The sequence below is a fragment of the Helicobacter pylori genome, assembly GCF_003638305.1.
Classification (GTDB): Bacteria; Campylobacterota; Campylobacteria; order Campylobacterales; family Helicobacteraceae; genus Helicobacter; species Helicobacter pylori_DJ.
This window is the reverse complement of sequence record NZ_MVYP01000015.1, coordinates 25,866-40,604: the sequence shown is the minus strand read 5'-3', so window position 1 is coordinate 40,604 and position 14,739 is coordinate 25,866. Positions and strand designations below refer to the sequence as shown.

Annotated in this window: 10 protein-coding genes and 3 pseudogenes; 8 read left to right on the top strand and 5 right to left on the bottom strand. The window is 39.9% G+C overall.

Annotated elements, in window-relative coordinates; genetic code table 11:
- Positions 1-128, top strand: a pseudogene (locus EAL04_RS06860) (HP0894 family type II toxin-antitoxin system mRNA interferase toxin); the annotation flags it as partial.
- 144 nt (positions 129-272) lie between these two features.
- On the opposite strand, the gene EAL04_RS06855 reads toward EAL04_RS06860, so the two are convergent.
- Positions 273-797, bottom strand: coding sequence for an acyl-CoA thioesterase (locus EAL04_RS06855; RefSeq protein ID WP_001135603.1), 525 nt, complete (start codon positions 795-797; stop codon positions 273-275).
- Positions 798-937: 140 nt separating this feature from the next.
- Between EAL04_RS06855 and EAL04_RS06850 the strand changes: the two genes are divergently transcribed.
- The 4 genes from EAL04_RS06850 to EAL04_RS06835 all read left to right on the top strand — a co-directional run bounded on the left by EAL04_RS06850 (position 938) and on the right by EAL04_RS06835 (position 4,722).
- Positions 938-1,795, top strand: a complete 858-nt coding sequence (locus EAL04_RS06850) for an SDR family oxidoreductase (protein WP_120974223.1) — start codon at positions 938-940, stop codon at positions 1,793-1,795.
- Positions 1,788-2,768, top strand: a complete 981-nt coding sequence (locus EAL04_RS06845) for a FecCD family ABC transporter permease (RefSeq protein ID WP_120974221.1) — start codon at positions 1,788-1,790, stop codon at positions 2,766-2,768. The genes EAL04_RS06850 and EAL04_RS06845 overlap by 8 nt, the downstream gene beginning before the upstream one ends.
- Positions 2,768-3,535 carry an ABC transporter ATP-binding protein gene (locus EAL04_RS06840; protein WP_000242359.1) on the top strand — a complete coding sequence of 256 codons (768 nt, stop codon included), beginning with the start codon at positions 2,768-2,770 and terminating at the stop codon, positions 3,533-3,535. Before EAL04_RS06845 ends, EAL04_RS06840 begins: the two co-directional genes overlap by 1 nt.
- Before the next feature lie 176 nt (positions 3,536-3,711).
- Positions 3,712-4,722: a glycosyltransferase family 8 protein gene (locus EAL04_RS06835; RefSeq protein WP_240454727.1), complete on the top strand. Its 1,011-nt coding sequence runs from the start codon at positions 3,712-3,714 to the stop codon at positions 4,720-4,722.
- A gap of 117 nt (positions 4,723-4,839) precedes the next feature.
- Here the strand turns inward: EAL04_RS06835 and EAL04_RS06830 are convergent.
- From EAL04_RS06830 to murJ, 3 genes and pseudogenes are all read right to left on the bottom strand, one after another.
- Positions 4,840-8,202 (bottom strand): annotated as a pseudogene (locus EAL04_RS06830) (vacuolating cyotoxin family protein).
- 223 nt (positions 8,203-8,425) lie between these two features.
- Positions 8,426-9,823, bottom strand: a complete 1,398-nt coding sequence (gene cysS / locus EAL04_RS06825; protein ID WP_120974216.1) for a cysteine--tRNA ligase — start codon at positions 9,821-9,823, stop codon at positions 8,426-8,428.
- Complete coding sequence (gene murJ / locus EAL04_RS06820; protein WP_120974214.1) at positions 9,824-11,284, bottom strand: murein biosynthesis integral membrane protein MurJ; 1,461 nt, start codon at positions 11,282-11,284, stop codon at positions 9,824-9,826.
- A gap of 92 nt (positions 11,285-11,376) precedes the next feature.
- On the opposite strand from murJ, the gene EAL04_RS06815 reads away from it, so the two are divergent.
- Positions 11,377-13,221, top strand: coding sequence for a hypothetical protein (locus EAL04_RS06815; RefSeq protein WP_120974212.1), 1,845 nt, complete (start codon positions 11,377-11,379; stop codon positions 13,219-13,221).
- A gap of 24 nt (positions 13,222-13,245) precedes the next feature.
- Positions 13,246-13,797 (top strand): Holliday junction branch migration protein RuvA, encoded by a 552-nt coding sequence (ruvA, locus tag EAL04_RS06810; protein ID WP_120974211.1) that lies wholly within the window; start codon positions 13,246-13,248, stop codon positions 13,795-13,797.
- Positions 13,798-13,861: 64 nt separating this feature from the next.
- On the opposite strand, the gene EAL04_RS08160 is transcribed toward ruvA, so the two are convergent.
- Entirely contained in the window at positions 13,862-14,068 is a 207-nt protein-coding gene (locus EAL04_RS08160; protein WP_240454725.1) for a hypothetical protein, read from the bottom strand.
- On the opposite strand from EAL04_RS08160, the pseudogene EAL04_RS06805 reads away from it, so the two are divergent.
- Positions 13,968-14,627, top strand: a pseudogene (locus tag EAL04_RS06805) (DUF3519 domain-containing protein); the annotation flags it as partial. The gene EAL04_RS08160 and the pseudogene EAL04_RS06805 sit on opposite strands and share 101 nt — an antisense overlap.
- Positions 14,628-14,739 lie beyond the last annotated feature (112 nt).

The following is a 14,739-nucleotide window of genomic DNA, read 5'->3' as shown; positions in this document are numbered from 1 at the left end:
ATGCCTTAAAGGGAAAGTGGAAACCTTTTAGAGAATGCCACATTAAGCCTGATATTTTGCTTGTGTATTTAGTGAAAGATGATGAGCTTATTTTGTTAAGGTTAGGCAGTCATAGCGAGCTGTTTTAACCCACCCACACAATTTATAACGCTTAAACCAACTACCCCCCTTTTTTAGGGATAAATTCAGGGGTAAAACACCGCTTACGCTTTTTTGCTTTTTAAACACCCTCGTGTTTCCCGCTTTTTAAACACCCTCGTGTTTCCCGCTTTTTAAACACCCTCGTGTTTCCCGCTTTTTAAATACCCTCGTGTACGCATTTCCTTGCGCTTCAAAGCCCCTTCATAACGGCGGATTTCAACCTCTGTTTTAGGCTCGTATTTAGGCATGGGGGTGGGTTTGCCATTTTCTACAGCCACCATCGTGAAATAGCAAGAATTAGTGTGCGTGATTTCACGAGTTTTAATATCTTCGCTCAAAACCTTAATCCCCACTTCGCACGAGGTGTTGCCCACATAATTGATGCTGGCTAAAAAAGTGAGCAAATTCCCTACAGGAATGGGGTATTTAAAAGTAACCCCATCCACGCTTAAAGTGACCGTTCCTTTAGCGCAATAACGAGTTGAGCACACATAAGCCACTTTATCCAATAAATTCAATAATTCCCCCCCATGCATGACGTTGTTGAAATTAGCGGTTGTAGGCACGACTAAATAGCTCATCAATAATTTAGTGCGATCCGCTGTGTCTATAGTGAAATCAAAATGATTGGAATGCGATGATTGTATTTGAGGCATTGCTTCTCCTTAATTTAAAATTGGTGTTAAAAACGTTTTTTGTAAAAAACATTCCAAGAACTATATATTAGTAAAAATTAAGTAATATTAAGTGAATATTAGAGGAATTAGAAAAATAATAAGAGGGTTAGCGTTAAATAATGGGCGTTGGAGAGAAAGAAGAGAAAAAAGAAAGCCAAAAGGTGGCGGTTATCACTGGGGCGAGTTCTGGGATTGGGTTAGAGTGCGCGTTAATGCTATTAGATCAAGGCTATAAGGTCTATGCGCTCTCTAGGCATGCGACTTTGTGCGTAGCCTTAAACCATGCGTTGTGCGAGTGCGTTGATATTGATGTGAGCGATTCTAACGCTTTAAAGGAAGTGTTTTCAAACATCAGCGCTAAAGAAAATCATTGCGATGTTTTGATCAATTCTGCTGGTTATGGGGTGTTTGGGAGCGTGGAAGACACGCCCATTGAAGAGGTTAAAAAGCAATTTAGCGTGAATTTTTTCGCCCTTTGTGAAGTGGTGCAACTTTGTTTGCCCTTATTAAAAAACAAGCCCCATTCTAAGATTTTTAACCTTTCTTCCATAGCGGGGCGTATGAGCATGCTCTTTTTAGGCCATTACAGCGCGAGTAAGCATGCCTTAGAGGCTTATAGCGATGCCTTGCGTTTAGAGCTTAAACCCTTTAATGTTCAAGTGTGTTTGATTGAGCCAGGCCCGGTGAAAAGCAATTGGGAAAAAACCGCTTTTGAAAACGATGAGCGAAAAGATAGCGTTTATGCTTTGGATTTAGAAAAAACCAAAAATTTTTATTCTGGCGTGTATCAAAACGCCCTAAGCGCTAAAGCCGTGGCGCAAAAAATCGTTTTTCTTAGCATGAGTCAAAAAATCAAGGCTCGTTATTTGATCGGCTTAAAAACCCAATTGTTGTTGGCGTTGTATCAAATCCTCCCGAGTAGCTGGTATGATTCTTTGTTCAGATTAATCGTTCTTAAAAGGAAGCGTGATGCTTAAAACCTATCATATTGCATTAGCTTGCGTGATTTTAGCGGTGGTGGTGCTGTTGTTTGGAGGGGAGTCTTTGAGTTTGGAAGAATGGAAAGAAGTGTGCCTGAATGTGAAAAACCACTTTTTGCACAATGAAGAACTGAGCTCTTTAAGTGTTATTATTTTAGAAATACGATTACCACGAGTGATTTTAGCGCTTTTAGTGGGGGCGAGTTTGTCCGGGAGTGGGGTGGTGATGCAAACGATTTTTAGAAACCCCTTAGTTGATCCCTTTTTATTAGGGATTTCTAGCGGGGCGATGCTAGGCGTGGCGATGGCGATAGCGGTAGTGGAGTCTAACATTGCGATTTTAGCGTTTTTTGGGGCGATTTTAGCCAGTCTTGCTGTCTTAGCGATGAATAGGGTTTTGGGTAATTCCGTCCTTTCGTTGGTGCTTTCAGGGGTGGTGTTGAGCGCGTTTTTAAGCGCACTTGCCGGAGCGATAAAATTCTTTGTGATCCCCCAAAAAGCGCAAGCGATTGTCGTGTGGCTTTTAGGGAGCTTGTCTTTAAGCAGTTATAAGGATTGCTTGATCGCTTTCATAGGGCTATCTTTAGGCTTTATCCCGCTCTTTTTGTTAAGGTGGCGCATCAATTTATTGAGCTTGAGCGATGCGCAAAGTTTGAGCTTGGGGATTAACCCAGTGCTGTTACGATCGCTTTGTCTGGTGTGCGTGAGCGTGGCGAGCGCTTTAGCGGTGAGCGTGTCCGGCACGATTGGCTGGATTGGGTTGGTCATTCCGCATGTGGCTAGGTTGTTTTTTGGGGCGAATTTACAAAAATTGCTTTTAAGCTCTTTGTTAATGGGGGCGTTTTTCTTGCTTTTAGCGGATGTGGCGGCTAAAACCATTACCCCCTATGATTTACCGGTAGGCATTGCGACAAGCGTTTTAGGAGCGCCTTTTTTCTTGTGGCTTTTGTTTAGAACTAGGGGGGTGTGATGGTCTTAGAAGTTAAAAACCTATCCTTTAAATATTCTCAAAAACTCATTTTGGATAAATTGAGTTTTAGCGTGCCAAAAAACAGCATCACCAGCATTTTAGCACCTAATGGCTCCGGTAAAACCACGCTTTTAAAATGCCTTTTAGGGCTTTTGAAGCCTTTAGAAGAAACCGAAATCAAGGCGTGTAACAAAGATATTTTACCCTTAAAGCCTTATGAAAAAGCCAAACTAATCGCTTATATCCCCCAAGTGGAATATTATGCGTTTAATTTCAGCGTGTTGGATTTTGTTTTAATGGGGAAAGCGACGCATTTGAATCTATTCGCCATGCCTAAAGCCAAGCACATTAAAGAAGCGACTAGCGTTTTAGAGCGCTTGAATTTAGAGTCCTTAAAAGATCAAGGCATTAACGATTTGTCCGGCGGTCAAAGGCAAATGGTGCTTTTAGCCAGAAGTTTATTGCAAAGAACGCCCTTATTGTTACTGGATGAGCCTACGAGCGCGTTAGATTTAAAAAACCAAGCCCTTTTTTTTGATGCGATTAAAGATGAGATGAAAAAACGAGAATTGAGCGTTTTAGTCAATATCCATGATCCTAATTTGGTTGCCAGGCACTCCACGCATGTGGTCATGCTCAAAGATAAAAAACTTTTTTTACAAGCTTCCACGCCAATCGCTATGACTTCGCACAATTTAAGCGCGCTTTATGACACGCCCCTAGAAGCGATCTGGCATGATAACAAGCTTGTCGTGTATGCGTTGTAGGGGTTGAAAGAAGGGGATTTTTGAGTTATAATATTTGGTTTATTTTTTTTTTTAAAGGGTTTTTATGAAAATTAGCACACCTGTTTCCCCCCCCCCCCCCCTCATTTCAAACTATCCCTATAATAGTAGCTTTTGACAATAATTATTGTATCCCTGCGGGTGTGAGTTTATATTCCATGCTTTCTTCTTGCACGCAAGAAAGAGATGGGGTAAAACTCTTTTATCAAATCCATTGTTTAGTGGATAGTTTGAGCGCTGAAAATGCAGAAAAATTAAAGCGGACTATAGCCCCCTTTAGCGCGTTTTCTGGTATTGAATTTTGTGATATTTCAAAGAATGACGCTTACCCTTTTAAATTGGTTTCTCAACTTTTCTTAAGACTCAATCCTTTCGCTAAAAAGCGTTTTTCTAAAATGATTTTATGCCGTTTGTTGCTAGCGAGTATTTTTTCTCAATATGAAAAAATTATCATGTTTGATGTGGATACCTTGTTCGTGGGCGATATTAGCGAGAGCTTTTTTATCCCTATGGATGGAGCGTATTTTGGAGCGACCAAAGAAGATCTCTCATTGATTAACATTCATAGCGCTAATGATTTGTTTGCATCTCGGCTTAATTGGTCTAAGGGAATGGGTGTCAAACTCAATCATAAAAGCCTGAGCTTTCAAGAAGTGGGAATTCTATATGAAAACCCTTTTAATGCAGGTTTTATGCTGGTCAATTTGGCGTTGTGGAGGGAGAGTCATTTGGAAGAAAAGCTGATTGATTTTTTTAAAACAAGAGATGAAGGGTTATTGTTGCCAGAACAAGATTTATTCGTGCTTGTTTGTCAAGGGCGTATTTTAGAAATGCCTTGCAAGTATAATGTCCATCCACGCATGGTTGGGACGAGAATGATACCTAAAAAATCTGATGCTTGCATGTTGCATTTTTATGCTGATGAAAAGCCTTGGAAGCATTTTGGCTACCCGTATTCTAAAGAATGGCACCAAGTCGCTTTTAAAACTTCTTTTGACTCTTTAGTTTTTGAGAATTTAGTGGGTAAAATTGAAACTTTTACTGAACTCAATAACCACAACAAAAAGAGTTTTTTTGAATTTTTAAACACTAGGCTGAATAAAAAATTTCTTATACAATATGTTTTGTTTAAGATTTTTAAAAAGCTAGAGTCTTTTTGTTTGCGTTAAGCAGAATTTATTTGAAGGCTAACCCATTATTTGGGGTTAGTTTGCTAACACACTCCCCCTAGTTATATTTTTTTAACTCATCACACCCCATGCCAAAGCATGGGTTTTAGATCGGTATTAGAAACTATACCTCATTCCTAAATTGGAAGCGAAATGGCCTATATTGGAAATCAAATTGTGCAAATAAACCACGCCCAAATTCAAAAACACTTCTTTAGCTAATTTCAATTCCCCACCCATCATCACTCTCGCATGGGTATTTAAAGGGTTGCGAGCGGTATTCACTTTAAAGGTGTTTAAAGACGCGGCGTTATTAGAGCCAAAGCGAGCGAACTCTTGTAAAACTCCAGCGTTCATATAGAAGTATGAAGTGTCCCCATAATAATAGCGCGCTTCCACATTAGCGCTAGCCCAAACATTGGTAGGTTTTTCATATTTAGGGGCAAATTGATACAACACTTCTGCCGCGCTCTCTAAAGAAGCGAATCTTTGGCCTTTTAAAGCTTGTAAGCGTTGAGCGAACGAGTTGATATTGTTGGTGTGTCTCCTAGAGAGATTGACTAAACGAGAATTTAAAATCATCGCATTACTCAAGCTCAAAGTTTGTAAGCCGCTGGTTTTATGCTCTAAACTGGCTACGTTGTTTAAAGTGGTAGTGGCCGCATTCAATTGCTTGGTGATTTCACCGGTGCTTGTGTTATCAATCATTTGTCTGGCATAACCCGCATCATGGCTATCAATCAATAAAGTTTGTAAGAGATCCCTGCCTTGCGCACCTGAATGAGTATAAAGCGTGTCAATATCTTTAGAGCGGTTAGCCAATTCAAACACGCTCTCAATAGTGCCAAAATCATGCTGATTGATAGCGACTAAATTAGGAGTGGCGCTGTGAGCGAAAGGAGCGTTCTTCACGAGGGCGTAGTTAGCAGAACGCACATTATTAGTGGTGCTTGTAGGCAAGTTTGTGGTATTGCCACCATTCTCAGTAGGCGTAGAATTGCCTAAATAATACACCGAAATTTTAGAGCCGTTAGCCGTTTTACTGATGCCTATATTTCTCCATGCCTTACCGATAAGATACTTGTAATTGTCAGGGTTGTTCACCATGCTTTGATTGCCGATAGCCATACCGCATGCTTTAATGTCATTTTCATTTCGCACCACACAAGTATCCATGCGGTTATTATTGTTATAAAGGGCTAGGCGCTCTTTGAATTGCTCTTCTAGATTAACATTACTAATGCCATTGGTACCTGTAGAAACATTACCATAACCAATGATTTTCGCTTTCAATAAAACATGCTCTGTATTTTTAATGAGATCTTGAGCGCTGTTAATCTTGATGAGCGGTTTGTAAAATCCGGTCGCGCTGTCTATATCATTATTAAACATCATAGCTGCTGCATTGCCTACATTTAAGGTTGCCACTTTCCCGCCTCGGACCAGATAGTTGATAGTGCCTTGATTGTTGATAAAATCCCCCTAAATGGTTAAATTTGAAAATTGACTATAGTCCATGACCGCATTTTGACCCAGGGTTAGATTATTAAACATGAGCTTTGATGTGCCCCAAGGGTTTTCTGGGGTTGAAGAAGCGAATTTTCTGGTGATTTCAACATTTTTAATATTCCTAGCGTCAAAATAATTCCAAGGGCTATAGTAAAACTCATCTATAACCAATTTTTCGCCGCTTTTAAATTTGACACCCCCAGAAAAGATTGACCTAGTGCCAGTTTCCAAACGCACGGTATTGATGCGCGATTGACTGCCTATATCTTCGCTAAAATGAGTGTATTCCCCCACGCTCACCCCATTGGTTTTAACAATCAATTCATTAATGTTGAAGTTTTTAACGGCCACATTAGTGGAAGCTGTGATGAGCTTGTTGATATTGACCTTACCTGTAACACCACTAAAATCTAAGGTGTTGAAACCACCATTACCCGTATCAATACCTTTAAAATTAGCTGTATGAGCATCCACCTTTAAATTCACAAATCTTCCCAGACTAATATCGTTATTAAAAGTGGCTGTGCCGTTTTTAGTATCCACACCAGCCTTAAATTCAAAATTCGCGCTTGATCCTGCCAAAGCATAGCCACCCACTTGATTATTCACTCTTAAAGGCCCATCAACGGTGATATTCCCGGTTAGATTTTCCACTAAAAGGGTGCGCCCGCTCGCTTGATTGGACAGATTGACACCGCCTTTGCCGATATTCAAATGAGCTGCATTGGTGGTAAGAGAAGCTTTAAACCCTCCCACTCTAATCGTGCCATCGGCTTTAGTGTTGATGCGATCAATATTGACAACCGTGTCTTTGCCACCCGCAAAAGGCCCATCAATGACTTGCGTGGGTTCAGTTTCTGTTTTTTGCGTGTTATTGGGTGGGTTAATGACCTCTGTGTTGCTATTGTTATTTTGACTGATCTCTTGCTTGTCGTTTTTAGCACCACTTTGAGAAGTGGTATTATTAGGTTTATCCTTGTAGCCGCCTTCTGGAGGGGCGATAATGTTTAACCCGGCGCTTTGCCACAAATCCAGTGTGCCAATATGAGTCTTATTGCTAGCGATAATGCCCGCTTGAGCGGCGTTTTGATCCCCCACAGTGAGATGGTTAAAATCCACTTCTCCTGTTACTTTTGAAGTGTTGATTGTGCTGTATGAAGGGGCCAAATACGCTCCCACGTATTGCAAACGGCCCATCCACACATTACCATTTAATTTAACGCTGTTTGAAGCTAAATTGAGCGTGGCACCATCATAAAGAGAAATTTCCGCATTTTTACTGCTAGTAATCCCTTCTGAAGCTTGCAAAGTCAAAACCGTAGAGCTGGCTTTCCTCCCGGCTCCAGAACCCACACGATTATTGATTTCTACAAAATTATCAATTGAGATGTTTTTAGCGTTGAAATTCACTCTCGTGGTGCGATCGGCGCTATCCTTATAGCTTGTGAAAGAATTGCCATTGAATTGGCCCAAGCGTAAAGTGGCTTTTTGCATATTGACATCTAAATCCCCACCAGTAAAGTTTCTAAGCCCTGATAGTTTATAAGTCCCTACAGCGTCTTTCATATCCACTTCAAGCTTGTTCCATTGCCCGCCTTTGACCCAATAATGCCTAGCGGCGTTCCCCCAGTCCCAACCTCCATCAATCTTACTGGATAAAAGGGATTGGTATAAGTCGTACTCCTTGTTAGGGAATTCATTAAAGCCTTTTCCTGCTTGAATGCGCCAAACTTTATCGGGTTTATCTGGGGTTTTATTCGCTTCTTCGGCTTGTTTGAGTCCCCAGCTAAGAAGCCCTGAGACCGTTCCTACAGCGGTGCCTGTAGCGATACCCCCAACAATGGCTGGAATGATCACGGTCGTGAAAAAGGCGGCATGACTCTCTTGTGGTATGGCGCTAACCAACGCTCCTGCTAAAACAAGAGAAACTAAAGGGCGATTCATTTTGCGGTGTGTTTGTTGTATTTCCATTTTCTTCCTTTCTTTTTGTAAAACGATTTTTGCACAAAGGGTGCGACTCTAGACTAGAAAATTTCTGTTGCATTTACGATTAAGGTTATAAACATGTAGTATCTACAACCAATGTTAAACTTTTATCAAATTAAGGTAAATAAACATAAAACTTAACAAGATTAAAAAGCAACATGGCTGAAATTTGTGGCTAGAGCGTGTAAATAGGTAAAATTTGAAAAGCTTAAAAAAGCTTCTCCCAAATCGTGCCTTGTGGGGTGTCCATCAAAGCGATTTTGTGGTTTAAAAGCTCTTCTCTGATGCTATCGGCTTTTAAAAAATCTTTTTGTTCTTTGGCGCGTTTTCTTTCTTCTATCTTGTTTTCAATGTCTTGTTTTTCGCTCTCGCTCACGCCTAACTGGAAATACGCGCTAGGGTCTTTAAACCCGATGCCAAGCAGTTCTTCTATGAATTTCAAATTCGCTAAAATTTCGCCCTTTAGAGCCTTGTTTTTGGGGTTTTGATCCAGTTTTTCATTCGTAGAAGAAAGCATGCTTTCTAAAACGCTCAACGCTTTAGAAACGTTTAAATCATCTTGCATGCATTCTAAAATTTCTTTTTTAAAATTTGGATTTATTCCCCCAAGATTCCCTAAAACGCGCTGTTTCAAACGATAGATTTTATCCAAGCGTTTTTTACTCATTAACAAGTCTTCTTCATTGAAATTCAAAACAGAGCGATAATGCACCCCCAATAAGTAATTGCGCAAAATCTCGCCATCATAGTTTTTCAAGGCGTCTTTAATAAAAAAGCTATTCCCTAAACTTTTAGACATTTTTTCGTTATTGATATTCACAAAGCCATTGTGCATCCAGTATTTGGCGATCTCCACGCCAAAAGCGCAACGGGTTTGGCACGCTTCATTTTCATGGTGGGGGAATAACAAATCCGCTCCGCCTGCATGGATGTCAATTTGATAAGGGGCGTTAGCGAGCGCTAAAGTTTCAAAAACCATGCTAGAGCATTCTATATGCCAGCCAGGGCGCCCTTTGCCTAAAGGGCTATCAAAACCCACATCATTATCCCCCTTATAGCTTTTCCACAACACAAAATCCTGCTCAAGCCGTTTTTCTTGCACCAAACCGATACGGCTAAATTCCATACTGCTATTATGCACGCTCAAAGAGCCGTAATCTTTATCCTTGCTCGTGTCTAAATAAATATCCCCATTAGAGACTCTATAAGCGAAATTTTTTTCTAAAAGCGTTTCAATCATGCGCACCATAGCGTCTAAATACTCGCTCGCTTTAGGCTCTAGGCTGGGTTTTTTCACATTCAAAGCGTTTAGATCCCTTGTGTAAGATTCAATGTAAATGCTGCTTAATTCTTGAATGCTTTTGTTTTCTTTGAAGGCTTTGTTGATGATCTTATCATCAATATCCGTGAAATTCCTTACTAGCACCACTTCATAGCCGCTCAATTCAAGCGTTCGCCTCAACAAATCAAAAGCAATCGCGCTCCTGGCATGCCCTAAATGAGCGTCATCATACACCGTAGGCCCGCACACATAAATATTCGCCTTATTTTGGATTAAAGGCTCAAAAGGGACTTTTTGTTTTGATTTGGTATCATAAATGAACATTTAAAAACCTTGAAAATAATAAAATAAATATAAATGTGTAACCCACGATTTGAACGCTAAGAGTAATAAGATTTCCACGCAAGCGAGGAAAAGGATTACAAGCCATGATTTTAAATTCTTGATTATACCCAAGAATGGTTGAAAGCCAAACGCTTTGATCGTTAAAACAAATAAAAACAGCCCGCTCAAACTATTCGCTAACGCCAAGCCTAAAACCCCTAACAAAGGCATTAAACTCAAAGAAGCCACCAAACCTAAAAAAAGCGAAATTAAAGAGATTTTAGCCGCTTTTTTTTGCTCTAATTTCGCATAAAGCCACAAAGAAAAGAGTTTGGTTAGCCCAAAAGGGAGCAAGCCTAAAAGATAGAGCGAAAAGACTTGCGAAGTGATTAAAGTGTCTTTAGGGCTAAATTGCCCCCTTTCAAATAAAAGCTCGGTGATTTCTTTGCTTAACATGATCCCCCCAATGCTGCAAAAGAGCAAAACCCCCATCAAAAAAAACCACGCCTTTTGCAAGCGTTGTAAGACTAAATCCTGCTTGTTGTTTTTAAGCGCGATCGCAATGCTGGGGAAAAGAGCTGTGGAGATAGCGATAGCAAATAGGGCTAAAGGGAGCTGGAAGACTCTGTTAGCGTAATACAAATAAGACACGCTCCCGCTCGCTAAAAAAGAAGCGATTGTGGTGTCTAAAAAAGAAGCGATTTGAGCGCTAGAATTGCCTAAAACGCTAGGGATGAATTGCTTGAAAAACCCTTTCAAATCCCTTTTAGCCCTATTCAAACGATATTCTTTTTTGAGCGCGTTTTTAGTCTTAAAGCCCAACAACCCTTTAAATAATAAATCCCATAAGCCTAATTTCACTAAAGGGTAAAAGTGTAATAAAATTTGAGCCACGCCCCCTAAAAGCACGCCATAGCTCAAATAATACAACGCTTCTAAATGCGTTTTTTCTTTAGAAATAAAAAGGGCTAAAATCATGCATACATTGAGTAAGCTTGCGCTATAAGCGCTGGCAAAAAAGCTGTGTTTGTATTGTAAAAGCGCGCCTAAAAAAGTGGTAATAAACACCAATAAAAGATACCAAAAATTGATCGCTACAATAGGGGCGCATAATTTGAGCGTCTCTTCATCAAAGCCGTAAGCTAGGAGTTTGGTTAGCCATAAGGGATTGAGCGCTACTAATAAGCACCACATGAATAAAACGCCGCAAAAAATAAGCCCCACTAAACTCGCAAAACTCCCTTTAATGGAGCTTCGTATGAAGCTCGGTAAAAAGCTTTGAGAAAAAGAGCCCTCCGCAAAAATACGCCTGAATAAATTAGGCAATTTGAAAGCCACAAAGAAAATATCGCTATACACCCCAGCCCCTAGAATATTAGCCATCATCAAATCCCGTAAAAAGCCAAAAATCCTAGAGCATAAAATCCCTAAGCTGTTGGTTAAAAATATTTTTTTTAGCATACTAGTTGTATTTATTACCTAATTTTCAGTGTTTTTTTGTTAGCATATTTCTTTTTTCAAATTCTCATATTATACCATTTAAGGATTAAAAAATGAGCTTGGAGCGTTTTGCCCCTATAAAAGTTGAGCGGTGCAAAGACATTCAAAAGGAATTAAAAAAAGCGGCCGCTGAAAATAAATTACAAACAGAAGATCTATGGTTTGAGATCTTAAAAACTTCTATTTTTATCAAAAACAGCGCTAAAGACGATTTTAGCGAGGCTTTTGGTGGGGAATTGCAGCAATTAGAAGAAGAGGAATACTATGAAAAAAAAGAGCTAACTCTTTATCAAACCCACGACATTAAAATCAAATCAAACGCTTACAAACGCTTTTTTGAAGTAAAAGTGGATGAAGATTTAAGCAAAATAGAAATTATTTTAGACGAGTGTTTTATTGTCCTAGACACTGAAGAGCATTACCAAGAAATGTTTGCGTATATTAAGGAGCGTTTAGCCTTTGAAGGTGTGGTGTTTAGGCATTTTTCACAAATGTATGAAAATTTAAAAACAGAGTTAAGAAAATATCAAAAAGAAGCCCAAAACAAGCACTTTATTTTATACGCTTCTTTAACCTTTATCCCTAATATTGAAGAAAAATCGCATTTTTTATTAGAAGAAGAATACCTTCCAACCCATACCATTTTTTTAAGCGATCAAGAAGAATCTTTTGTTAAAGAAAATTATTATATCGCTAAAGAAAATCAAAAAGTCGCTTGCGTGAGTTGCCCCAAACAAGGCAGAGACGGCCGTAACCTCAAAGGCCTTTATATTGAATTGCCTAAAGTCGCTCATTCGCCCACCCCCATAGGGCATGACAAAAACGCTTTTGAAGAAAGAGAAGAAAATAACGCCTTAGTGTATTACTCCAAAGCCTTACAAGGGGTTAAAATGGAAAAGGGGCGTTTGGTTTCTAAGCAAAATTTTATTTTTAAAAACGGGATCAAGTCTATTGAAACGCCTAATCTTTTAGGGGGAGTGGAAAGCGGGTTAGTTTTAGAGATCCAAGCTAAAGACGAATTGAGCGATGCGATTGATTCCAACCTCATTTTAGAAGCGAGCGTAATTAACATTAAGGGCAATGTGGGCAAGAATGTGATCTTAGTGGCTAAAGAAATCACTATAGAGGGGCAAATCCACCCTGAAAGCTATGTCTATGCCAATCAAGCGCGTATCACTAACCATAAGGGCGTGTGCTACGCTAAAGAGTTTGAGTGCAAGTATTTAGAGCGCGCTAAGGTGTATGCCAATAGCGTTAAAGTGGAAGCGAGCGCGGGGAGCGTGGTCTATGCGAAAGAAATCGCTTTGGAAAAGCTTAAAAGCGATAACAAGCTGTATTTTTCCAAGCAATGTTGGATTGATGAGGTGGATGGCAATGGCAACCGCTTTATTTTTTACGCTTTTGGGGGGCGAGAAAACCAAGAAGAATTGAAAAACGCCAAACAAAAACTCAATGCCTTAGGGGTAAAATCTAAAAAAATCATCGCTCAGCACCAGTCCTTAAACCATTTAGTCAAAAACAATCAAATCATCATGGAAAAGCTTAAAAACGCCACTGAAGAAATCAAACGCTCTTTAATGCAACAAGAAAGCGTGAAAGACGCTTATAGCGAGTTTATGTTTGCTCTAAAGCGTTTGAAAATCTTAAAAGCTCAAATGCTAGAATTGCAAAAAATCAATAACGAATGTTACGCCAAACTCATCAGCATAGAAAACAGCTTCCAGCATGCAAGCATTACGACTAAAAACCCTTTCAAGCAAGAAAATATCGTGATTTACCATCGCAATTACCCTAAAGTGAGCAACTTGAGCGCCATGTTAAGCCATAATGAAAGCGTGAACGTGATCTATGAAGACCATAAAATCAAAAAAGTCCCTAAAAGCGCTATAAAAGGCTAGAGCAAGAAATAAAAAAGGGATAAAATGATAGTGGGTTTGATAGGGGTTGTGGAAAAAATCTCCGCTTTAGAAGCGCATATAGAAGTGCAAGGGGTTGTTTATGGGGTGCAAGTTTCTATGCGAACGGCCGCCTTGCTTCAAGCGGGCCAAAAAGCGCGTTTGAAAATCTTACAAGTGATCAAAGAAGACGCGCATCTTTTATACGGGTTTTTAGAAGAGAGCGAAAAAATCCTCTTTGAAAGGCTTTTGAAAATCAATGGGGTAGGGGGGCGTATCGCTTTAGCCATTCTTTCAAGCTTTTCGCCGAATGAATTTGAAAACATTATCGCCACTAAAGAAGTCAAAAGACTCCAGCAAGTCCCAGGCATAGGGAAAAAGCTCGCCGATAAGATCATGGTGGATTTGATTGGCTTTTTCATTCAAGATGAGAACAGACCCGCGCGCAACGAAGTCTTTTTAGCCCTAGAGAGTTTGGGCTTTAAAAGCACCGAAATCAATAAAGTTTTAAAAACCCTAAAACCCAATCTCAGCATAGAAGCAGCGATTAAAGAAGCCTTACAACAACTGTGCTCTTAAAAAAAGGTTTTTAATTTAGTGGCTACGCCTTAAACGAAGCCACCGCAGGCGCGGCTTTAAAGTATCACATCAAGCGAGCGTTAGAAAGAAGCCACAGCATAAGCGAGTTTAGTAAGAATTTAGAACTAAGTGCACAAAACGCTAAATTCTCTAACAACACGCTTAAAATCATTGAAGAGCTTACTAACGGCGTCAGGCAAGCGAGTGAAGAACTAAGCAAGAAAGCGAGCGATTTACAACACGCTACAACCCCACTCAAAGAGTTTGGCAAGAACTACCCAGAGTTTGCACTAAAGCCTAAGGAAGCGTTAGAGAAATTATTACAAGAGAAAAACGGGCAAGTCGCAGGCGCAGCGTATAGGGAGGATTTAGGAGGGATTGATTTTGTTTGGGGAACGCCAAAGACTAAAGAGAGCGTAGGTTATGGGTTAGCGCATGTATTAAAACGAAGAGAACAGCAAGCGCTTGCTGATGGCTTAAATGAAGCAGAAGCTAAAGAATACGCCTTAAATATCGTTAAATCTATTCCTGAAGTGTTAGAGAAAGGCACTAAAGGCACGGATCATTTAGGGCGTGTGTTTGTGGATTATGGCAATAAGAGAGTAGGTTTAAATAACGCATGGAATAACAAAGGTTTAGAAAATCATTGGGTGATAAGCAGTTATGAATTACGAGATACAACAGAGAAGCCCACGCATTTTCCGACCTCGCAAGCAATCACTAAAGAAAAGGACATTCATTCTTTAAACTCCGTAGGACCTAATCCTACCACAAATGTGCTTAAAACGCAAGAGCCTTTAAGCCCCCTAGAACAAGCCAACGCCGAAAAGTATGAATTAATACTAAAAACGAAGCATAAAACGAAATTATAAGGATAGTGTAGCCCATAGAAAAACATTAGCAAAATCTCAGAATAGCGATTAAACATCAGTTATGAGCTGA